This is a genomic window from Nocardia nova (assembly GCF_002933465.1).
Lineage (GTDB): Bacteria > Actinomycetota > Actinomycetes > Mycobacteriales > Mycobacteriaceae > Nocardia > Nocardia nova_B.
Map to the genome: position 1 here is coordinate 251,077 of NZ_PSZE01000004.1, position 18,540 is coordinate 269,616.

At 67.4% G+C, this 18,540-nt stretch carries 21 protein-coding genes and 1 pseudogene; 9 read left to right on the forward strand and 13 right to left on the reverse strand.

The genetic code is table 11. The annotated features are described in order from the left end of the window. Positions 1–13: 13 nt before the first annotated feature. Positions 14–820, forward strand: coding sequence for a hypothetical protein (locus C5E41_RS07285; RefSeq protein ID WP_104375048.1), 807 nt, complete (start codon positions 14–16; stop codon positions 818–820). A 74-nt stretch (positions 821–894) separates the two neighbouring features. Further along, on the forward strand, positions 895–1,311 hold the full coding sequence (locus tag C5E41_RS07290) for an alpha/beta-hydrolase N-terminal domain-containing protein (protein ID WP_181063131.1): 417 nt from the start codon (positions 895–897) through the stop codon (positions 1,309–1,311). A gap of 47 nt (positions 1,312–1,358) precedes the next feature. Here the strand turns inward: C5E41_RS07290 and C5E41_RS07295 are convergent, their stop codons facing one another. Genes C5E41_RS07295 through C5E41_RS07300 form a run of 3 tightly spaced genes read right to left on the reverse strand, consistent with a single transcriptional unit; the run spans position 1,359 to position 2,571 of the window. Continuing rightward, entirely contained in the window at positions 1,359–1,874 is a 516-nt protein-coding gene (locus tag C5E41_RS07295; RefSeq protein WP_104375165.1) for a gluconokinase, read from the reverse strand. 47 nt (positions 1,875–1,921) lie between these two features. Beyond that, on the reverse strand, positions 1,922–2,062 hold the full coding sequence (locus tag C5E41_RS36135) for a hypothetical protein (protein WP_439956444.1): 141 nt from the start codon (positions 2,060–2,062) through the stop codon (positions 1,922–1,924). Between the two features lie 17 nt (positions 2,063–2,079). Next, positions 2,080–2,571, reverse strand: coding sequence for an NAD-dependent epimerase/dehydratase family protein (locus tag C5E41_RS07300; protein ID WP_439956445.1), 492 nt, complete (start codon positions 2,569–2,571; stop codon positions 2,080–2,082). 84 nt (positions 2,572–2,655) lie between these two features. Between C5E41_RS07300 and C5E41_RS07305 the strand changes: the two genes are divergently transcribed. Beyond that, complete coding sequence (locus C5E41_RS07305) at positions 2,656–3,234, forward strand: TetR/AcrR family transcriptional regulator (protein WP_104375050.1); 579 nt, start codon at positions 2,656–2,658, stop codon at positions 3,232–3,234. Positions 3,235–3,261: 27 nt separating this feature from the next. Here C5E41_RS07305 and C5E41_RS07310 read toward each other — a convergent pair whose 3' ends face one another. The 9 genes and pseudogenes from C5E41_RS07310 to C5E41_RS07350 form a co-directional block, all read right to left on the reverse strand. Then, on the reverse strand, positions 3,262–4,425 hold the full coding sequence (locus C5E41_RS07310) for an MSMEG_0565 family glycosyltransferase (RefSeq protein WP_104375051.1): 1,164 nt from the start codon (positions 4,423–4,425) through the stop codon (positions 3,262–3,264). Continuing rightward, on the reverse strand, positions 4,425–5,276 hold the full coding sequence (locus tag C5E41_RS07315) for a carbon-nitrogen hydrolase family protein (protein WP_104375052.1): 852 nt from the start codon (positions 5,274–5,276) through the stop codon (positions 4,425–4,427). Before C5E41_RS07315 ends, C5E41_RS07310 begins: the two co-directional genes overlap by 1 nt. A gap of 11 nt (positions 5,277–5,287) precedes the next feature. Then, on the reverse strand, positions 5,288–6,529 hold the full coding sequence (locus C5E41_RS07320) for an MSMEG_0569 family flavin-dependent oxidoreductase (protein ID WP_104375053.1): 1,242 nt from the start codon (positions 6,527–6,529) through the stop codon (positions 5,288–5,290). Between the two features lie 17 nt (positions 6,530–6,546). Then, positions 6,547–6,861, reverse strand: a complete 315-nt coding sequence (locus C5E41_RS07325) for an MSMEG_0570 family nitrogen starvation response protein (RefSeq protein WP_104375054.1) — start codon at positions 6,859–6,861, stop codon at positions 6,547–6,549. Continuing rightward, positions 6,854–7,777, reverse strand: coding sequence for a carbon-nitrogen hydrolase family protein (locus C5E41_RS07330; protein ID WP_104375055.1), 924 nt, complete (start codon positions 7,775–7,777; stop codon positions 6,854–6,856). The genes C5E41_RS07325 and C5E41_RS07330 overlap by 8 nt, the downstream gene beginning before the upstream one ends. Beyond that, positions 7,774–9,228: an MSMEG_0567/sll0787 family protein gene (locus C5E41_RS07335; RefSeq protein ID WP_104375056.1), complete on the reverse strand. Its 1,455-nt coding sequence runs from the start codon at positions 9,226–9,228 to the stop codon at positions 7,774–7,776. Before C5E41_RS07335 ends, C5E41_RS07330 begins: the two co-directional genes overlap by 4 nt. 1 nt (position 9,229) lies before the next feature. Then, positions 9,230–10,288: an MSMEG_0568 family radical SAM protein gene (locus C5E41_RS07340; RefSeq protein WP_104375057.1), complete on the reverse strand. Its 1,059-nt coding sequence runs from the start codon at positions 10,286–10,288 to the stop codon at positions 9,230–9,232. Between the two features lie 9 nt (positions 10,289–10,297). After that, entirely contained in the window at positions 10,298–10,843 is a 546-nt protein-coding gene (locus C5E41_RS07345; RefSeq protein ID WP_030515292.1) for an MSMEG_0572/Sll0783 family nitrogen starvation response protein, read from the reverse strand. Positions 10,844–11,217: 374 nt separating this feature from the next. Further along, a pseudogene (locus tag C5E41_RS07350) lies at positions 11,218–12,100 on the reverse strand (sterol desaturase family protein). A gap of 75 nt (positions 12,101–12,175) precedes the next feature. Here C5E41_RS07350 and C5E41_RS07355 point away from each other — a divergent pair. Next, complete coding sequence (locus C5E41_RS07355) at positions 12,176–12,796, forward strand: TetR/AcrR family transcriptional regulator (RefSeq protein WP_104375058.1); 621 nt, start codon at positions 12,176–12,178, stop codon at positions 12,794–12,796. Between the two features lie 80 nt (positions 12,797–12,876). Beyond that, positions 12,877–13,635 carry a histidine phosphatase family protein gene (locus C5E41_RS07360; protein WP_104375059.1) on the forward strand — a complete coding sequence of 253 codons (759 nt, stop codon included), beginning with the start codon at positions 12,877–12,879 and terminating at the stop codon, positions 13,633–13,635. Between the two features lie 22 nt (positions 13,636–13,657). Here the strand turns inward: C5E41_RS07360 and C5E41_RS07365 are convergent, their stop codons facing one another. Next, a complete protein-coding gene (locus C5E41_RS07365; protein ID WP_104375060.1) occupies positions 13,658–14,245 on the reverse strand; it encodes a TetR/AcrR family transcriptional regulator in 588 nt (195 codons plus the stop codon). Between the two features lie 86 nt (positions 14,246–14,331). Between C5E41_RS07365 and C5E41_RS34385 the strand changes: the two genes are divergently transcribed. The 4 genes from C5E41_RS34385 (at position 14,332) to C5E41_RS07390 (ending at position 18,530) form a co-directional block, all read left to right on the forward strand. Then, positions 14,332–15,255 (forward strand): nitroreductase/quinone reductase family protein, encoded by a 924-nt coding sequence (locus C5E41_RS34385; RefSeq protein WP_258080809.1) that lies wholly within the window; start codon positions 14,332–14,334, stop codon positions 15,253–15,255. Between the two features lie 41 nt (positions 15,256–15,296). Then, a complete protein-coding gene (locus tag C5E41_RS07380) occupies positions 15,297–15,728 on the forward strand; it encodes a hypothetical protein (protein ID WP_104375061.1) in 432 nt (143 codons plus the stop codon). 211 nt (positions 15,729–15,939) lie between these two features. Beyond that, positions 15,940–17,112: an aminoglycoside phosphotransferase family protein gene (locus C5E41_RS07385; protein WP_104375062.1), complete on the forward strand. Its 1,173-nt coding sequence runs from the start codon at positions 15,940–15,942 to the stop codon at positions 17,110–17,112. Positions 17,113–17,258: 146 nt separating this feature from the next. After that, positions 17,259–18,530, forward strand: coding sequence for a cytochrome P450 (locus C5E41_RS07390; RefSeq protein ID WP_104375063.1), 1,272 nt, complete (start codon positions 17,259–17,261; stop codon positions 18,528–18,530). Positions 18,531–18,540 lie beyond the last annotated feature (10 nt).

The window sequence follows — 18,540 nt, forward strand, 5'->3', positions numbered from 1 at the left end:
ACCTTCGGCATCCATGACCGACGCATCACCGGGTTCGGCCGGGCCGCGAGCCCTGCCGGAATCGATGTCCACCGCACCCGCCCGAGATCGCCGGCCACGACGCCTGGGCAAGGTTCGCCAGGTGGTCGTCTCGGTACTGCTGGCGGCGATGACCGCCATGGTCCCGCTGGCCTTCGCACCCGCCATGCCCGCCTCGGCGGCGGTGGCGAAGCCGGGCGTGGAGAATCTGCCGGCTCGTGCCGCCGTGGCCGATCTGGTCGGCGACCACCCGTGGTCGGTGGCCGTGCCCGCTGATTTCGCGGCCGAGGCGGGTTACCGTCCGGTGGTCGAGGACGGGATCCTGGTCGATCCCGACGGTGACTGCTCGTCGCCGATCCAACTTCCCGCCGAGTTCACCGAGGCGTGCAAGGCGCACGACCTGGGCTACGACATGCTGCGCTACGCCGAGCAGCGGCAGCAACCGCTGCAGCCGTGGGCACGCCAAGCCATCGACGCCACCCTGCAGCGCCGCATGCACGCCGCCTGCGATACGCGCACCGACACCGCCGCCCGCGCCCGGTGCGACGTCCTGGCCACGGTCGCCACTACGGGGGTCGACCTGAATTCCCGGCGGCAGAACTACGCCACGCCGGATCCGGAGTTTTTGTTCGGTACGCAACTGTCGGGCGAACGGCTCAGCGATCAGCTGCTCCATGTCGGTGGTCCCGCCGCGGTGGGAGCGGTCTCGGCGGCGATCGTCGGCATCGTGGCGTGGCGGCGTCTGCGGCCGGCTCGGCTCACGGCCACCGCTGCCATCGCGGAATCCGGTGCCGCCGCGTGACCGCCGTGACGATGCGGAGCACAACCCCGCGGGCGTACTCGACGACGAAGTCGCGCCGACACCGGTCTCTCCACGTGCGGCCGCGCATCGATACCGTCGTCGCCGTCACCCTCGCCGTCGTGATGTCGCTGCTTCCGGCTGTGCTGCCGCGCACGTCCGTATCCCAGGCGATCCTGACCGGTGCGCCGGTGGCGCTCGCCATCGGAGTGTCCGGTCTGCTGCGCTGGACGCTGGGCCATTGGCGGATCGACATCGACGAACGCTTCGGTCGCCACCGCGTCCCGATCCTGCTGATCTGCGGCTTCGTGGTGACGGCGGTCGTCGTGCGCGCCGCCGCGTGGCAGAACGGCCTGCACGCGGCCATGGGGGAGGCCCCGGTCGGCGCGGCGTACTGGCTGCGCTGCGCGTTCGGTTCTGCCGCGGTTGTGGTGTTTCTGGTGGCGCTGGGACGTGGAATACGGTGGGGGATAAGAAAACTCCTACGCGTCTGAAGTCATAGCGCACCGAGTCATCGACCGCTGGACCGCCGCTGAACGCATCAACGCGTGTTCAGCTCGCGCACCAGAGCGGCGGCCTTGTCGGCGAGGACCTCCGGAGTCCGATCGGTGCGGAGAACGGCTCCCCGTTCGTCGGCGTCCAGTGGCTCGAGCGTGCGCAATTGTGAATCGACAAGGGACACAGGCATGTAATGGCCGCGGCGGCGAGACATCCGGGCCACCAATTCGTCGCGATCGGCGGTCAAATGCACGAAGATCACCTCGGGCGCGGCGGCCCGCAAGATATCGCGATACCGTCGCCGCAGTGCCGAGCACGCGATCACACCACCGTTCTCCTCGGCCGTACGATCGTGCAACCAGCCCCCGACCGCCGCGAGCCAGGGCGCGCGATCCTCATCCGTCAGCGAGATCCCCGCGGACATCGTCGCGATATTGGCGGGGGAGTGGAGGTCATCCGCATCGGCGAACACAATACCGAGCCGGTCGGCCAGGAGACGACCGACCGTCGATTTCCCGGTGCCGGAAACCCCCATCACGACCACACCGAGCGGGCGCATGCGGGCGTTCACCCTGGCACGGTAACCGACACTGTCACCGTGCCCGATCAAGGGCGGATATTCGTCAGGTCCTCCAGCAGGCCGGGATGCGTCGGCTCCCAGCCGAGAACCTCGCGGGTGTGTGCGCTGGACGAGGGCTGGTCGGCCGCGAAGATCGGGCCGAGCGGGCCGTAGGTATCCGCGGGCACCGACTCGACCGGCAGGTTCAGCTGTCGACCGATGACCTCCGCGATGTCTCGTACTCGGTCGCCCTCGTCGGCGACGGCGTGCCAGGCAGTGCCGGGTTCCGCCCGCCCACGGGCCCGTCGGTCCACACGGGATCGGTCTCGGTGGATGCCCGGCCCGCCACGCTGGGCGTCCCGGAGACCGTGACGAAGGGACGGTCGCTGCCGACGAGTTCCTCGCCCATGGTCGCCAGGGCGGCACTTTCCTCGGCGACGGTGGCAGCGAGGGCATCGGCGCTGCTGAAGTCGTTGCCGAAGGCCAGGTGGATCACTCCGTCGGCCTGAGCGGTACCGGCCCGCAGGACGTCGAGGTCGGCGAGGCCGCCCCGCAGTGGTTCGGCGCCGGCGGCCTCGGCGGCGCCAGCGGACGCCTCGGAGCGGGCGAGTGCGAGCACGGTGTGGCCGTTGCCGAGCAGTTCGGCAACCACCGCGGAACCGATCAGTCCGGTGCCGCCGGTGACGAAAACGCGCATGGATAACTCCTCCAGTGATGGGACCTTTGTCCCGTCACGCTGCCATGCTGACGGGACAAAGGTCCCATCACTTATGATGAACCCATGGGTCGATGGGAACCGGGCGCACGAGAACGCCTTGTCGTCGCCGCGGTCGACCTGTTCACCGAGCAGGGATACGACGCGACGACGGTCGCGCAGATCGCCGAACGCGCCGGCGTCACGAAAAGCACCTTCTTCCGGCACTTCCCGGACAAGCGCGAACTGCTCGTGGCCGGCCAGGAGACGCTGAGCCGGCTGCTGGCCGAGGGCATCGCCGAAGCGCCCGAACGCGCCACACCCCTCGAGGCGGTCGCCGCCGGCCTCGAACGCGCCTCGGCGGCAATGGGTCCCATGAATCGCGAGCTCGCACCTCGCCTGACGGCGGCCGTCGCCGCCAGCGCGGAACTACAGGAGCGCGACGCCCTCAAAAGCGTCGGGCTGGCCGCCGCGATGACCGAGGCGCTCATCGCGCGCGGTGTCCCGGACCCGACCGCGGCCCTCGCCAGTGAGCTGGGAGTTCTCGCCTTCAAACGCGGGTTCGCCGAATGGACCGACGGGGAGCGGGACGCCTCGGACGAGCTGGCGCGGCATGTTCTCTCGGCGTTGGACGAATTGCGGGCGGCGAGCGCAGCGCTGGGCTGATTGCGCCCGAGCGACACCCCGGTCCGATCAACCCTGCCGGGCGAAGGGTTCCGCGGTCGGCTCGGGCACGATGGCATCGGAATCCGCTCGAACCCGCGGACTTCGGAGATGGGCCCGGTAGAACTCCATGTGCGCGAGAGCCGCTGTCTCCCAATCGTATCGGCGTGCGAGTGCTCTGCCGCGGTCGATGCGCGCCGTGTCGCGCCGCAGGTTCTGTGCCATCGTCGCCGCCATTCCGGTCGGATCGGTGGCGTAGGAGATCGCGTCGCCGAAGATCTCCCGAAGCACCGGAAGCTCGCGCGCGACCACCGGCACCCCGGCGGCCACAGCCTCCATGGCCGCCAGTCCGAACCCCTCCTTGGTGGAGAAGAACGGAACCAGCGCAGCTCCGGCGACGAGTGCGGGCAGCGTGTCGTGGGCAACCGTGCCGAGAATGACGGGCCGGATGCCCAGTTCGGTCGCGCGTGCGTCGAATTGTGCCCGGTAGTCGCGGTAGTCGAAGAGGGTTTCACCGCCCGCGAATACGAGGCGCAGCTGGGCGTGATCGCGGCGCAGCAGCGCGAAAGCCTCCAGCAGATCGATACTGCCCTTGCGAGGTTCGATGCCACCCAGGGCCAGAATGTAGGGACCGAGGAATCGCTGCCAGCTGCGACGGGCGGTCGACGCGGTGTCCGAATCGCTTGCGGCGGAGGCGAACCGGTCGTACTCGACGCCGTTGGGAATCACGGCGGGGCGCAGATTCCAGCCGGCGTGAACTTCCGCGGCGACCGCGGCCGAGACGCAGATATGAGCGTAAGGCTCGGTGATGGCGCGGTCGTGGCAGCGGGCCAGTTCCGGCGTGGTGAAGGTGTCGAGGTGATGGATGGTTCGAATGCACCGGTCGACCGCGTTGGCGCTGATGCAGTCCTGGGCATGGACGATGTCGTAGTCCATGGGAGTGAACGCGGACCGTAATACGGTGATGGAACGCAGGATTCGTGGCCCGACCGCTTCGCCGTCGATGGCTTCGAACGGCACCACCCATACGCGCACCGCGGGATCCACCGGGCGGAACAACCCCCCGTCTCCGCCTCGGCCCAACGTCCACACCGTGACCTCCGCACCGAGACGCGCAAGCGCCTCGGCGAGATTCAGCGTGTGGACCACCCCGCCTCGCGGCTTGGTCGAATACGTGAGCAGTGCGATTCGCATCAGTAACCGCCTTTACCGGTCATCAGATTGTGGTAGGCGTCGACGCGGCGTTCCGCGAGATGCCGCAGCACCCGGCGCGCCCGCTCCACCTCCGCGTCGACGTCGATATCGGCCACTGCGAGCCCGCCCTTGGACCAGGTCTTGGCCAGGATGTCACCACCTGGCCCCACCACCTTGGCCTGGCCGAGGAACCGCAGCGACCCGGTGATACCGGTCTGATTGGAGGACGCGAGCACGACCTGGTTCTCGGCCGCGCGGGCCTGGTCGTAGAGATCGAACAGGCGCGATTGGCGGTCGTTGGGCATCCGGGAGGCGCGGTCGGTGACACTGGCCGGCCACGCGGACAGCGCCGCGATCGTTCGCGCACCGTCGAGGGCCAGGGTGCGCGCGGATTCGGGGAAGGTCTTGTCGTAGTCGATCAGCATGCCGAGGCGGCCGACCGGGGTGTCGAAGGCGAAGAAGCGATCCCCGGCGGAATATGCCAGGTGTTCACCGGCGGGCTGGTGGACCTTGCGGTGGCGGCCGAGTACGCCGTCGCCGGTCAGGCAGACCGCCGCGTTGTAGCGGGTGCCGTCACAGTGTTCGGCGTAGCCGACGCAGATGGTCATGGCCCCGGCCAGCCGGCACAGCAGGCGGATCTCCGGACCGTCGGGATCGATGGCCTCCGGCCCGGTGGCGGGATCCGGGTTGCGGAGGTCGCCGATATAGCCGCCGAGCGTCGCGTCGGGCAGCACGAGCAGGTCGACGCCATCGGCGGCGAGCCGGTCGACGATGCCGGTGATCTTGTCGAGGGCGCGGGCGATGCCAGTGCCGAAATGAGCGGCGACGGCGGCGATCCGGGTGACGGCCATGAGAATTCGATTCAGGCGGCGGCGGTCGCGCGGGCGGTGACTGTGATCCGATCCGCGAGATACTCGGCATCGCGGGCCACGGCGGCGAACCGGCCCGACCCCCACGTGTGCAGCCAGGGCAGGCCGAGGAAGTACAGACCCTCGACGGAGGTGACGCCGCGGTTGTGGCAGGGATGGCCCTCGCCGTCGAATACCCCGACGCGCAGCCACCGGTAGTCGGTCCGGAAGCCGACCGACCACACTACCGACGTGATTCCACCTGTGGTCAGGTCGATTTCGGTCACTTCGTGCTCGGGCCGCCACACCGGCCGGTAGCGCGGTTCGGTGGGCGCGTCGATGCCCGCACGATCGATGTAGGCGTCGATGGAATCCTTGATGCTCTCGGCAACGGCATCCGCGGCATCGAGCGAGGACTCCAGTGACGGCTCGAAATGTGCGGTGCCGCCTGCGATATCGGTCATCCGCCCGTAGAGCCGCATCCCCTCGAGCGCGAAGCGGCGCAGGTCGATATCGCGCCCGCCGTCGCGGCCGGTCACGTAGTGGTTGGTGTTCTCGCGCTTGCCGAGCCCGCCGGGCTGATCCTCGATGGGAATGTCGTAGTGGCCCATATCCTGCAGCCACGCCACACAGTCGCGGCCGCGATAGAAACGGGCCACTCTAGGCGCGCTGCCCACCGCCAGATGCACGTCGCGACCGGCCAGGTGCAGGTCCTCCGCGATCTGGGCGCCGGACTGCCCGGTGCCGACGACGAGAACGGCTCCCTCGGGAAGATCTGAGGCACTGCGGTATTCGGCCGAATGCACCTGCCGGATCGAGCCGGGCAGCCGTTCGGCGAAGCGCGGCACGGTCGGGATGTGATATCCGCCGACGGCGACCACGACCTGATCGGAATGCACCGGCCCGCCGGTCGTTTCGATATCGAACCCGCCGCCCGCGGCCACGGACATCGCGGTGACGGCCACTCCTTCACGCACCGGCGGATCGAAGGTGTCGGCGTAACCGCGCACCCAGGCATAGACCTCGTCACGCTTCATGAAACCGTGCGGCTGCGGGCCGTTGTAACGGTAGCCGGGCAGCACGCACTGCCAATTGGGAGTGACGAGAGTGAAATTGTCCCAGCGGGTGTCGCGCCATTCGTGCGCGATGGTGTCGCGTTCGAGCACGAGATGATCGATCCCGCGCGCGGTCAGATGCCAGCTGATAGACAGCCCGGCCTGCCCGGCGCCGATCACCACCACCTCGTGGTGTTCCATCGAAAAAAGTTGCGGAGTCACGGTTTTCCTCCGGGGGTCGCGGCGGGTACGGACGGCGGGGTCATCGTCAGCACGCGGACCGTGCCACGCGGCGATGTCGCGGCCGCCGATTCGATATCGGCGAGGGTCTGCATGGCCGAGGTGCAGGAGAGGCCGAACCGTTCCCGCACTCGTTCGGCGGCCAGGTTCAGGGCAGTGGCGGCCCGGCGCACGAACTCACCGACTGGATATTCGGTCCCGGCGCTCAGGTGGTCGTGGATCACCAGCGAGGGGGAGTAGCAGGACTGGACACTGCCGTCCGGCCAGCGGATGTCGAAGGTCATCTCAGGCATGCGCGGCCGCCAATTCCTCCGGCAGCGACGGCTGACCGACGACGCCGTGGCGCGCGACCACGCTGTCGTAGACTTCCGGCCGCCGGTCCCGCAGGTTGTACATGCCGCCGCCGCGGGCCAGCCCGAGTACATGGGCGAGGTCGACCGAGGCCGTCGCCAAGCCGGACGCGGTGCCGGTGGTGGCGAGTATGTCGCCGCCCGGCCCGACGATCTTGGCGCTGCACACGAACCGCAGCGAGCCGAAGGTGCCGGCCTGGTTGGAGGCGATCCACAGCACCTGGTTCTCGACCGCACGGGCGCGGTCGAAGATATCGAAGCGCTGGGTCCAGCGGTCGTCCTCGAGCCGTTCGGCGGTGGCGGTGCGGGCGGTCGGCCAAGCCGACAGCGAGGTGATGATCTCCGCGCCGTCCAGTGCCAGCGCCCGCGCGGCCTCGGGAAAGGCCTTGTCGTAGCAGATCTGCATCCCCATCCGCCCGATCGGAGTGTCGAAGGCGCGATACGCCGAACCGGCGGCGTAGCAGAGGTTTTCACCCAGCGGCTGATGCACTTTGCGGTACGAGCCGAGGATGCCGTCGCCGGTCAGGGTCACCGCGGCGTTGTAGCGCCGCTCACCGTCGGCCTCGCAGAATCCGAGGGTGACGACGAGATCCCCCGCCATGGCGGCGATTCGCGCCAACTCCGGCCCATCGAGGGCGAGAGCGGGCGGCAAGCTGCGCAATCGGCGCTGCCGGGCCTCGTCGTTCTCGTCGCCGCCGCCCAGGCTGGGCAGATATCCGCCGAGACATGCCTCGGGCAGGACCAGTAGCCGGCTCCCGCGGGCGCGAGCCTGCTCGATCAAGGCGGAGATGGTGGCGTAGCAGGCTTCCATATCGCGGCCGAATTCGGCGGCCGCCACGGAGATGGTCAATTCGGTCATGAGATACCCAATCCGGTCACGGTGCCGGGCACCGCTGTGGTGGTGGTTCCGTCCGGCCAGCGCAAACGCACGCCGGGTTCGGAGGTGAGGACGCCGCAAATCGCGGAGGTGGCGGGTCCGGTGCGGCCGATCGCGGATCCGGGGCGGTCGGCGGTGAGCATGGCGAAGCCGGGGAAGCAGGTGATCCATTCGGCCGGTGCGGTATTCGCCGGGCGCGGCATCCGGGACACATCCAGCTCCACGCCGACACCCGATGCTTCCGCCAGCATGCCCGCTGTACCTGCGATCCCGGCCATGCTGACATCCTTCGCGGCCGCCGGCGCGGTGTCGGCGACGAACCGGCCCAGCGCCCGCAGTTCGTCCCCGGTGCGGTAGGAAGACGAATCCCATTGCCGCCCCGTATATCCGGCACGCCAGCGGCCACCGAGATCCGCGGTGAGCCGCAGTTCGTGGCCTGCCCGGCCCCCGCCACCGGGAACCGGCCGGGCGGTGCGGCCCAATGCGGTCACCGACAGTGCGGCCGGGCCGATCTGGGTATGCCCGCCCAGTACGGGCACCCTCCAGGTGTCGGCGGCCCGCGCCAGGCCGCGCAGGATCCGGGTGAGCAGCGAGCGGGTGGGGGCCGCGACCGCGTCGAGCAACCCCACGGGTTCGGCGCCCATCGCGGATAGATCGTTGAGGTTCACCAGGGCCGCGCACCAGCCTGCCCACTCCGGATCGCGTTCGACCATCGAGGCGATGATGGCGTCACACGCGGCGACGAGATCGCTGCCCGGCACCGGTGCACCGTCGTCACCGCGGAAACCAGTGCCGCCCAGTGTCATCGGATCGTTCCCGAGGCTCGTCAGCAGCGGGCCCAGCATCGCCTTGGTCGAGCGCGTGAGCCGGTCGATGCGGTCGATGGGCCAGCGCACGCGAACGTGCGGTGCGCCGCTGAACGTGGTGTCTCCCAGCCGGATCCAGCCGAGGTGGGTGAACAGCGGGGCGTATCGTTGCTGCACCGTCGCCTCGAAGCGCAGCACGTTGTTGCTCTCCGCATAGGCGCAGGCCGCGCGCACGAGGGCGTTGCCCACCCCGCGGGTGCGGCGGCCACAGTCCACGACCAGCCGGCTGCCGGTCCACCAGCCGAGATCCTCGTCGGTGGCGGGCGCCAGGCGCACGCCGCCCAGCACAGTGCCGTCCGATGCCAGTGCGACCAGCACGACGGTGCGCGGATGGTCGTCGATATCGTCAGCGTCGCTGCCGTGGAACAGTCCCTGTTCGACCACGAAGCTCTCGCGGCGCAGCGTTCGATAGGCGGCCAGCTGCCGGGAGTCCGCCGGACGAATCAGGAAGCCGCCGGGTGGTTCCTTCGGGTTCGAATGCCCGGACAGCACACAGTAATCGGGAGACGGCCTGCTGGATGCCACAGATCCGTCGAGCCACCAGCGCGGCGTGTCGATCGTCCTCATTTCAGCCTCCCGCGGTCCGCAGCACGCTGCACGCGCCGCATGCCGCGCACCCGGCCGTCTGATCGGCGCCGCGCATCCCAGCGCGCCGCAGTTCGGCTGCGACCCTGCGCGTTACGTCCTCGAGCAGCGCCGGTGACGGTGCGCTCGCGTTGTCGACGTCGACGGCGAGGGTTCCGGCGAGCGGCCGGAAGGGAACGATGAACGGGTACACACCCATCGCGATCAACTCCCTCGCCCCATCGACCAGTTCGTCGGGGTTCTCGCCGAGACCTACCAGGAGATAGGTCGACACCTGGTTGCGCCCGAACAGCCGCACCGCCTCGGTCCAGGCCGCCCGGTAATCCGCGAGCGGCACCGTCGATTTGCCCGGCATCCAGCGCGCACGGACCCGATCGTCGAGCGATTCGACATGAATACCGATGGATTCCGCCCCCGCCGCCCGCAGCTCCGCGAGGACCGCCAGATCCCCGGGCGGCTCACACTGCACCTGAATCGGCAGCTGTGGCACGGCCCGCTTCACGGCCCGCACACAGCGCGCGAGATGCCGTGCGCCACGGTCTTTTCCGGCGGTGGTGCCGGTGGTCATCACCATCTGCCGCACCCCGTCGAGCCGGACCGCGGCGGCCGCTACCTCGGCAAGCTGCTCGGGCCGCTTGACCGCGACCGTCGCTCCCGCGGCCAGCGATGCCTCGATCGCGCAGAACCGGCACCGTTGGTCCTCGCCGTATCGGACGCAGGTCTGTACCACCGTCGTCGCCAGCACATCCGTGCCGTGCAGCCTCGCGATCTGCTCGTAGCCGATGCCTTCGGCGGTGCGCAGGTCGTAGAACCTGGGCCGCCGCACCGGCTCGACGGTGACGCCGAGATCGGTGCCGTCGCGCAGCAGACGATCCCCGCTCAGCGTATAGGGGCTGTCGGATCGAATGGGAATGGCAGCGCCGGCACCCCCGAACGACACATGACCGTCGTCGCTGGGCCCGGCTCCGGAACGGCGCCGCACCGGTACGTCGACGCGAATACCGAGTAGCGCCAGGTCTACTCGCGTGGATACCTCGGTCATGCCGGCCGCCTACACCTGATAGGTGGAGTTGATGATCGCGCCCTTGCGTGCGTAGTAGATCAGCGCATCCTGCACATCCAGCGGATGCGCGGGGATGACACCTTCGATCAAATCCTCCTCGCGGGCCCCGTGCAGAGCCAGACCGAAGCGGCAGGCGAATACCTTGCCGCCCTCCTTGATGAAGGTCGACAGCGCGTCGTTGATGTTCTGCTCACCCGGAAAACCGCTGTCCCCGGTGGTCGGGAATCCACGGTTGGCGATGCAGTTGATCGCACCCGGCCCATAGAAGTAGATGGCCGATTCGAACCCCTTGCGCAGCGCCCGAGTCGCCTGCAGGACGGCCACGAAACTCACCGACGACTCGTGCGCGATCCCGTGGACCAGGGTGAAGTATGTTTCCCCGGCCTCGGCCTGATAGTCGGGAAAGATCTTTGTGGCGCCATAGATATTGGTGCCTTTCGGCAGCGCCGGATGCGGAATCTCGGACAGCGATTTCGCGATGTTCTCCTCGATCGCCTTGTCGATCTCGGAGGTGGTTTCGGTGGGTGCGGACATGTGTGTCTCCTGGGGATGTGACGAGGATCGGTGCGGAATCGAGGTGATTCACCGACGGGTTCAGTTCACGCCCCAGGTGTTTCGTGATGGTCACATCCGGAGTAATACGACGTTGCCGGGTGTTCACCGTTCACGGCTTTCGTCGCTCGCACGTAATCGATTGTCCGGCAACATATCTCGATGGGCCCGGCATCTGAATACGTGGTATTCCGGAAGGCGGATGCCGTGCCGCGTAATCAATGTGCTGGGACTTCCAGCCTGCCGTTAACATTCGGCTGCGGTGGAAAGAGCCGATTTGTAACAGGGACGTCATCGACGCGGCTGCGAGCTGGGTTCGGGCAGACAGTTGTCGCCCGGAATGCGATGCCGATGCGTCAGGCTTCGGGAATCCGATGGCCGATCTCGCCCGTGCGTGCGGCTCCGGGCTCCCACCCGGGCGGCCCGAACAAATACCCGGCCCATTCGCGAATCCGCCTGGTGGAGCGCAGATCCCGCCACAGCGCGCCGAATTCGTAGTACTGGAGCGTGAAGACGTTCGAGCTGTCGATGTTTTTTTGTGAGTCCGTAGGTGGGCCGGAAGGTCTCGGCGCGAAAGGTGCCGAACACGCGGTCCCACAGGATCAGAATGCCGCCGTAATTGCGGTCCAGATACTCCCGATCGCTGGCATGGTGCACGCGGTGATGGGAGGGGGTGTTGAAGACGAATTCGAACCAGCGGGGGAGTTTTCCGATGGTCTCGGTGTGCACCCAGAACTGGTAGATGAGGTTGAACGACCAAGCGGTGAAGATCATCCACGGCGGCACGCCCAGGAGCGGCAACGGAACCCAGGCCAGAAGTTCGAACCACGGATTCCACTTCTGGCGCAGCGCGGTCGCGTAGTTGAAGTAGCGGCTGTTGTGATGCACCTGATGCGCCGCCCACACCACTCGAACTCGATGCGCGAGGCGGTGATAGGCGTACCAGAGCAGGTCCACCCCGAGCATGACTGCCAGCCACGACAGCGGATTGCGCGGATCGACGTGCCACGGGGCGTGCACGTACAGCACGGCATAGCCGATGAGTGCGGCGAATTTCGCGGCACCGCTGACGAAGATCGACACCACCCCCATGGTCAAACTGGCCCGCGCGTCGGTCACGTCGTAGCCCGCGCGATCCTCGGCATGGCCGCGCAGGGCCGCGATCTCCAGGACCATCGCGAGCAGGAAGAACGGAATCGCGTAGGTCACCGGCTGGTTGATCTGCTCCCACAGGGTCATCGCAAGTACTTTCGGAACGGCTATATGACCCTACGGTCACTTCAATGGAAGTGACCGTAGGGTAAGTTCGATCACATGTCAACGGCCGCCGGACTCGGAACCAAGGGCATGCCCGCGCAGGACCGACGCGAGGAGATCCTGATCGCCGCCATGCGGGAGTTCGCCGAACGCGGATTCGGCGCCGTCTCGATGGTGTCCATCGCCGGACGCGCGGGTATCTCCAAGGCCCTGGTCTATCAGCACTTCATCTCGAAGGAGCAGCTCTACGCGGAATGCCTGACCGCGCTGGCCGACCCGCTCCTGGAGCGCCTTGACGACGAAATGAGTCCCGCCACAGCGCCTTTCGCGATGCCCGGCAACGCATTGCGCGGCCTCTTCGACACCCTCGGCCCCGACCGCACCGCCTGGCGGATCATCCACGACCCGACCGCGCCGCCGACCGGGGCGGTGGCGGACCTGGTGCACGGCTACCGCAACCGGATCGCCGCACACGCCGACTCGGGAGTGCGCCGGTTCCTCGATGCGCTCGGCGACACCGACGAACGCGATATCGAGGCGCTCGCCGGCATCTGGACCGCCGCGGTGGACGCGGTCATGGCGTGGGCCCGTGCGCATCCCGAAGAATCGGCCGCTGACCTGACCGCCCGCTTCACCCGTTTGATCGAGATCGTGTTCTCGATCGGAGCGGCACGCTGAAACGGCTCGTGTAGAACCATCGAACTCGGCGCGCCGAGCGCATCCTGGTCGCAGTGGAGCACCGAAACAGGGAGGATCGGATGACGGCAAGGGGTCCGGACCCGGCGAGCACGGCCCCGGGAGTCCGCTCGGCTGGGATTCCGCCGCGGTATCGCCTGCGTGACCTCTGGATCATCCGCCACGGCGAAAGCCGAGCCAATGCCGCGTTCGGCGCCGGCGTCGAGGAGCCCTTTCCCGGCAGCGACCGCGACGTCGCGCTCTCGCCCGCGGGGTACGAGCAAGCCGCTGGGCTCGGACGGTGGCTGGCTGGCCTGGCCCCGGAGCGAGCGCCACAGCTGGTGGTGTGCTCACCGTATCTGCGCGCGCAACAGACCTGGGCGGCGATGGCGCGCTCTGCCGAAGGCGTCGGTGCCATACCCACCGTGACCGACGAACGCTGCCGTGACCGCGAGATGGGAATCTTCGAACTGTATCCGCCGCAAGCCATTCGACGCCGAGCGCCACAGGAGTATGAGCGCCGCACCCGCCTCGGCGAATGGTTCTATCGGCCGCCGGGTGGGGAGTCGCCGGCCGATGTCGCGCTGCGGATGCGCGATCTGCTCACCGAACTCGACCGGACCACCGCCGAGCGGATTCTGATCGTCGCCCACGACGCGATCGTCGTCACCGCAGCACACGTCGTGGCCGGTGTGGGTGCGACGCCACCGGCTGATATGCCGCCGGTGCCGAACGCCTCGATCACGCACTGGCACAACGGCGAGCACCATCTGCGGCTCGCCGCATGGGGCATCACGACATCCGCGCACGACAAGACGATGCCGGGAACCACGGACGAGTGAGCGGCGCGACCCACTCACCCGTTCAGGTGAACAGCCCGGCACGCGCGGCCGTCAGAGCCACCTTCGCGGCAGCGTCCGCGGTGCCGTCGTCCACCCGCTCTCCGGTGATCAGGACGCGGAAATAGATCGGCGACACCAGCGTTTTGATCATCTCTGCCGGATCGGTGCCTTCGGGTAGCTCCCCGCGAGCGATCGCGCGCGTCACCACCGGCAGCGTTTGCCGAATCCGATCGCGGAAGACGTGGCGTGCGGAGTTCGGGGGTGCGGGCAGACCCGCGGCGGTGGACACCAGCACGGCCAGAATGGCTCGCCCGGAGGCGCTGTCGGCCCACGCGACGAGGCTGCGCGCCAGGGCGCGGAGATCCTCGTCGACCGAACCGGTGTCCGGAATGGGAATTTCCGCCGCGACACTCTCGGCCAGCGCCTCGGCGATCAGGCTGTCGCGGTCGGGCCACCGCCGGTAGACGGTGGTCTTGTGCACTCCGGTGCGCTGGGCGACGTTGTCGATCGTGAACGCGGCGTATCCGCGTTCGCTCAGCTCGTCGACGGTGGCGGCGAGCACGGCGGCGCGGACCTTCGGTCCACGTCCCAGAGGCGCGGACGAACTCATTGCAACTCCTAGTTGCGATATCGCGGATAGGCGGGCATGCTGACGATATCGCAACTCGGTGTTGCGATATTCAGATGGGAGTCTCGATGCTGTCGAAATCCGTCCGGGGAGCCGCAGTCCTGTTCCCCGGTCTGCTGGCCGGAGCGTTCGGCTACGGCGCCGTCAATGTGCTGTACGCGTTTCGTGAAGTGCCCCTTGATGTTCGGTTCACGTTCCATGTCGCGCTCATGCGAGTCAACGGCCCGGTCATGCAATCGCTGATGGCGCTGGCGGTGCTCGGTACCTTGGTGCTCGCGGTGCGATCGCGGGGAGGGCAGCGTCGGATCGCCGCGAGCGCCACGGTGCTGGTGTTTCTCTCCTTCCTGGTGACGCGATTCGGGAACGTACCGATCAACCAGCAGATCAAACGGTGGGCGGTCGGCACCCCGCCGGCGAATTACGCCGATATCCTGCGACGCTGGGAACTGTTCCATTTCACCCGAACCGGTTGCGCCGTAGCCGCATTCGTTCTGGTGATCGTCGCGGTGGTCGGATTCACCGCGGCCGACGACGGCATCCGCCGGAAGGGCAATCCGCATCGGTCGCCCTCGCGGCGCGACTTCCGCAATCGCATCGTCGTCACCGCTCATCGCATCGGCCTGCCGTTCGGCCCCATCCACCTGCTCACCGTTGCGGGTCGTTCGACGGGAATTCCCCGGACCACTCCCATCGCCCCGATACGGCTCGACAGCGACCGGTACCTCGTGCAGGCCTATCCGAACGCCGAATGGGTCGAGAATGTCCGCGCGGCAGGGCGCGGTGTGCTCGCTCGCGGCCGGAAATCCCGGATCGTGAATCTGATCGAAGTACCCGAACCGCAGCGCCAACCGGTGCTGCGTGCGTTTCCTGTTCAAAATCCCAGGGGTGCACAAGCTTTCGTCAGGAATGGTCTGGTCGAATCCGGCTCGCCCGACAGCTTCGCGGGCGCGGCGAGCCGCTGCGCCGTCTTTCGCATCGAGCCGGTCTCCTGAGTCCGAATGTCGTCGCCGGTGCTGGATTCGGAGAGGTACCAATGATCCGCACGTCGTTTACGCCCGTCACCGGGCATGCCCTGGGAGTCGTTGCCGACGGCGCCGTCAAATTAGTGCTCGCCGCCGTCTACATCATCGGCGCCGAATCGCTGAGTCATCGACTCGGTGTCGCCACCTGGCTCATAATCGCCTGCGCCGCAGCCCTGCTCATCGCAGGCGCCGGTGAATTCGCATACCTGCGCAGCCGCCCGATGGGCACATATATGCGGCTCATGATCGGCTACGACACCGGCTGGACGATTGTCACCCTCGTCGCGCTGCTGCTGGCATGGCAGGGGAACGGAACGGCCGGCGAACTTTGGATCGGTTATCAGACACTCGCGCCCCTCGTCTTCGCGGCTCTGCTCGGGGCGGCAGGCGACCGGAAATCCGAATCCGGTCAGGTCGGCGCCGGCAACTCCGGCTCCGCATGATCGCTTGCTGGCGTGCGCTCCGTCGCGGGAGAGGAGCCGCATCTCAAACCCGACTCGTCTGTATGTACTGACGAGTAATGACGGCTTCGGTAATTCATTGTCTTACAACGCTTTCGACTGATGTAAGGTACTGTGCCTCTGGCGCCGCGATCGGAGGGGGCGCCGGATCGCTCGGATAATCGTTGTCTTACAGTGGAATCGAGATACGTGCGTGAATCACAAGCTCTGGTTGCTCGGTCGTTCTGTCACCGTCGGGACCCGGATGCTGGGGGAGAAGATTCATGGACCCAGATTGCGCTCCCTCGCCGACGTACCGATCTCCGGTGACAAGCTCACCCCCGAATGGCTGACCGCGGTGCTGTGCCGCGATGTTCCCGGAGCCGAGGTGTCGGGCTTCGAGACGTCCGACGGCAGTAGCGGCACCTCGACGAGGGTGGCGATCCGGGTCGAATACAACGATGTGGGGACCCAGGCGCAGTTGCCGACCCGATTGTTCGCCAAGACCACCACCAGTTTCAGCCAGCGAATCCTGCTGGGCGGCGGGAAGATGATCGACGGGGAAACCCGCTTCTTCCGCGACTTCCGCCCCGCCGTCGACATCGAGGCGCCGATCGGATACTGGGGCGCGTCCGACCCGGCCTCGTGGCGGTCGATCGCCCTGATGGAGGACATCGCCGCGACGCGCGGCGCCGTCTTCAGCGAGCCCACCGCCTCGATCACCCGCGAGCAAGCCGAGGATCTGGTCCGCAATCTCGCCCGCCTGCACGGCAGCTTCTGGGAATCCGAGGCGATCGACATCCTCAACACCCCGGCGTACATGCTCGACGTGTACCTGTCCGCGATCGATATGAAGAAGCGGTGCGAAGTGGGCCTTCGCCGCGCGGAGGAGGTCGTTCCACCCGCCCTGCACGGCAGCAGCGAGCGGCTGTGGGCCGGTGTCGAGCGGGCGGTCACCATCGCGACCGAAGAGGTTCCGCCGACGCTGCTGCACGGCGATCCCCACATCGGACAGACCTACCGCACGAGCGCCGGTCGCATGGGTTTCGTGGACTGGCAGGTCGTGATGCGGGGCGGATGGGCCCACGATTTCGCCTACACCGTCAATTCCGGCTGCGAGCCGGACGATCGCCGACTATGGGACAGGGACCTGCTGGCGGCCTACCTGGACGAACTGGGAGAGGCCGGCGGTAAGCCCCCGGCCTTCGACGACGCCTGGTTGCTCTACCGGCAGCAGTCGCTGTTCGCCTACGCCGCATGGGCTTTCACTATCGGGCGCGCGAGTTACCAGCCCAAGATGCAGTCGACCGAAACCTGCCTGACCCTGTTACGACGCATCACCACGGCCATCGACGACAACGATTCCCTGGGCGCCCTCGGCGTCTGACGCACCAACGCTTTACCACGAATGATCATCGTGCTGCCGATGGTCGTACCGGCCAGGGTCGTCCGGTGCGACTACCGCAGCCCTCGACGCGCGACATCGCGTCATGCAGTTCGACGCAGCGTGCGATACGACAACTGGAGTGGTTGATGACTACGTCGCAGTTCCCGACCCGCCCGACGATGTGTCCCGTTGCCCACGGCTCTCCGACGAGTTCCGACGGCCCGCGAGTCCCGCTGTTCACCCCCGATTTCTCCGACGACCCGCACCGCGTCTACCGCGAAATGCGCAGCAAATACGGCTCGCTCGCGCCCGTCGAACTGGCGCCGGGCGTGCCCGCGACGCTGGTGATCGGTTATCGCACCGCGGTACGAATCCTCAACGACCCCCAGCACTTTCCCGCCGACCCGCGTGTCTGGCAGCAGACGGTGCCCTCGGACTGCCCGATTCTTCCGCTGCTGGAATGGCGCCCGATGGCCAGTAGAAGTTCCGGCGCCGATTTCCACCGGTACCGTGAGGCCATTACCGCCGGTATCGACGCCGTCGATCTGCACTCCCTGCGTGCGGCGGTCGAGAAGGCCACGCTTCCCCTGATCAACAGCTTCTGCCAGGACGGTAAGGCGGAACTGATCACCCAGTACATCTATCCGCTGGCGTTCGAGCTCGTGAACGTGATGCTCGGCTGCCCACCGGAGATCGGCGCGCAGGTCGCGGCCGGTACGGCCAAGCTGCTCGAGGGCGTCGACGCCGAACAGGGCAACCGCATTCTCGGCGAGGCGCTGATGAGCCTGGTGCGTCTCAAACGAGCCACGCCGGGCAACGACATCACCTCGGTACTGCAACAACATCCGGCCGCCCTCGACGACACCGAGGTTTCCCACCACGTCTCCCAGATCTACGGCACCGGAATCGAATTCGAGCTGAACCTCATCGCCAACACCTTGCTGCTGGTCCTCACCGACAACCGCTTCGGCGGCAGTGTGCTCGGCGGCAATCTCTCTTCCCGCGACGCGGTGGACGAGGTGTTGTTCAACGACCCGCCGCTGGCGAACCTCCTGATCACCTACCCCCGCCAGCCCATGCTGATCGACGACGTCTGGCTACCCGCCAATCAGCCGGTTGTCATCAGCATGGCCGCCTGCAACAACGATCCCGTAATTCGCAGCGACGATATGACCGGCAATCGATCCCACCTGGCCTGGGGCATCGGCCCGCACGCCTGCCCCGCACAGTCGATCGCGTATCTGATCGCCCAGGAAGCGATCGACCAACTCCTGGACGCCCTGCCCGAAATCGAGCTCGCAACGGATGCGCCGAGCTGGCGGCCGGGACCGTTCCACCGGGCCTTGACCGCCCTGCCGGTGACATTTCCTCGGACCGAGCCGCTGAATTTGAACAACAAGCCGGCCATGCCGGGGTGAGAATGCGGCT

What these genes read in the sequence shown, in the direction of transcription:
- C5E41_RS07285 (WP_104375048.1), top strand. Translation starts at nt 14, where the DNA reads ATGACCGACGCATCACCGGGTTCGGCCGGGCCGCGAGCCCTGCCGGAA.
- C5E41_RS07295 (WP_104375165.1), bottom strand. Translation starts at nt 1,874, where the DNA reads ATGCGCCCGCTCGGTGTGGTCGTGATGGGGGTTTCCGGCACCGGGAAA.
- C5E41_RS07300 (WP_439956445.1), bottom strand. Translation starts at nt 2,571, where the DNA reads ATGCGCGTTTTCGTCACCGGCGGCACCGGACTGATCGGTTCCGCGGTG.
- C5E41_RS07305 (WP_104375050.1), top strand. Translation starts at nt 2,656, where the DNA reads ATGGGTCGATGGGAACCGGGCGCACGAGAACGCCTTGTCGTCGCCGCG.
- C5E41_RS07310 (WP_104375051.1), bottom strand. Translation starts at nt 4,425, where the DNA reads ATGCGAATCGCACTGCTCACGTATTCGACCAAGCCGCGAGGCGGGGTG.
- C5E41_RS07315 (WP_104375052.1), bottom strand. Translation starts at nt 5,276, where the DNA reads ATGGCCGTCACCCGGATCGCCGCCGTCGCCGCTCATTTCGGCACTGGC.
- C5E41_RS07320 (WP_104375053.1), bottom strand. Translation starts at nt 6,529, where the DNA reads ATGGAACACCACGAGGTGGTGGTGATCGGCGCCGGGCAGGCCGGGCTG.
- C5E41_RS07325 (WP_104375054.1), bottom strand. Translation starts at nt 6,861, where the DNA reads ATGCCTGAGATGACCTTCGACATCCGCTGGCCGGACGGCAGTGTCCAG.
- C5E41_RS07330 (WP_104375055.1), bottom strand. Translation starts at nt 7,777, where the DNA reads ATGACCGAATTGACCATCTCCGTGGCGGCCGCCGAATTCGGCCGCGAT.
- C5E41_RS07335 (WP_104375056.1), bottom strand. Translation starts at nt 9,228, where the DNA reads ATGAGGACGATCGACACGCCGCGCTGGTGGCTCGACGGATCTGTGGCA.
- C5E41_RS07340 (WP_104375057.1), bottom strand. Translation starts at nt 10,288, where the DNA reads ATGACCGAGGTATCCACGCGAGTAGACCTGGCGCTACTCGGTATTCGC.
- C5E41_RS07345 (WP_030515292.1), bottom strand. Translation starts at nt 10,843, where the DNA reads ATGTCCGCACCCACCGAAACCACCTCCGAGATCGACAAGGCGATCGAG.
- C5E41_RS07355 (WP_104375058.1), top strand. Translation starts at nt 12,176, where the DNA reads ATGTCAACGGCCGCCGGACTCGGAACCAAGGGCATGCCCGCGCAGGAC.
- C5E41_RS07360 (WP_104375059.1), top strand. Translation starts at nt 12,877, where the DNA reads ATGACGGCAAGGGGTCCGGACCCGGCGAGCACGGCCCCGGGAGTCCGC.
- C5E41_RS07365 (WP_104375060.1), bottom strand. Translation starts at nt 14,245, where the DNA reads ATGAGTTCGTCCGCGCCTCTGGGACGTGGACCGAAGGTCCGCGCCGCC.
- C5E41_RS34385 (WP_258080809.1), top strand. Translation starts at nt 14,332, where the DNA reads ATGCTGTCGAAATCCGTCCGGGGAGCCGCAGTCCTGTTCCCCGGTCTG.
- C5E41_RS07380 (WP_104375061.1), top strand. Translation starts at nt 15,297, where the DNA reads ATGATCCGCACGTCGTTTACGCCCGTCACCGGGCATGCCCTGGGAGTC.
- C5E41_RS07390 (WP_104375063.1), top strand. Translation starts at nt 17,259, where the DNA reads ATGACTACGTCGCAGTTCCCGACCCGCCCGACGATGTGTCCCGTTGCC.